The sequence below is a fragment of the Klebsiella sp. 28 genome (genome assembly GCF_018223905.1).
In the GTDB taxonomy this organism is placed as follows: domain Bacteria; phylum Pseudomonadota; class Gammaproteobacteria; order Enterobacterales; family Enterobacteriaceae; genus Klebsiella; species Klebsiella pneumoniae.
On the sequence record NZ_JAGRQY010000343.1, the window covers coordinates 1 to 633 of the forward strand.

Sequence of the window (633 nt, forward strand, 5' to 3'; positions counted from 1 at the left end):
GTCCATTTATGCTGAAATTATTTCATCTACCAAATATGCGTTATATTGGCTTGAACATGGAATTGAGCGACCTCTTGATGAGGAGGCAGCAAAAAAAATACCTAAATATCGCAGAGATAAACATATTACAAATATGGATAAGATATCATACGAAATTTATTGTAAACAGTATGAATCTGCACGTAATTACCCTATTACTGAAGAGAAACAAGAGATGTTGATTCAACTTAAAGAGTTGTTATCAACGTTCAGCGAGAGAGAACGTGATTTGTTTGATTATATCCATAATCAGCAACTTACTTATGCAGAAGCTGCTGAAAAAATGGATATTAAAGTAGGGACTGCTAAATCCATGTCACAACGAATTAGGAATAAAATTGATGCTTATTTCGAATATGGACATCAGATTTCATTATTTTAAATTTCATTTTTTTGTAAACCATTCCCACCTATAGGTGAGAGGTAAAATTCTCCTATTCTATGTTGGTAGAGTAGCTTAATAATATTTACTTGTAAAAAAATACAAGAGAGGAGGTGTTCCTCCTCCTCTAAATTTCTACAAATTACGAGTAAATTAGGTAGACGTGTAGCTCAATAGGTAGAGCAATTGATTTTTAATCAATGGTGCGTGAT

General features: G+C 32.5%; 1 protein-coding gene. It reads left to right on the forward strand.

Going from position 1 to position 633, the window contains the following annotated elements; translation table 11 throughout:
- A partial coding sequence (locus KHQ28_RS29000; RefSeq protein WP_228298326.1) for a sigma factor-like helix-turn-helix DNA-binding protein occupies positions 1-421 on the forward strand: 421 nt, incomplete at its 5' end.
- Between the last annotated feature and the right edge of the window lie 212 nt (positions 422-633).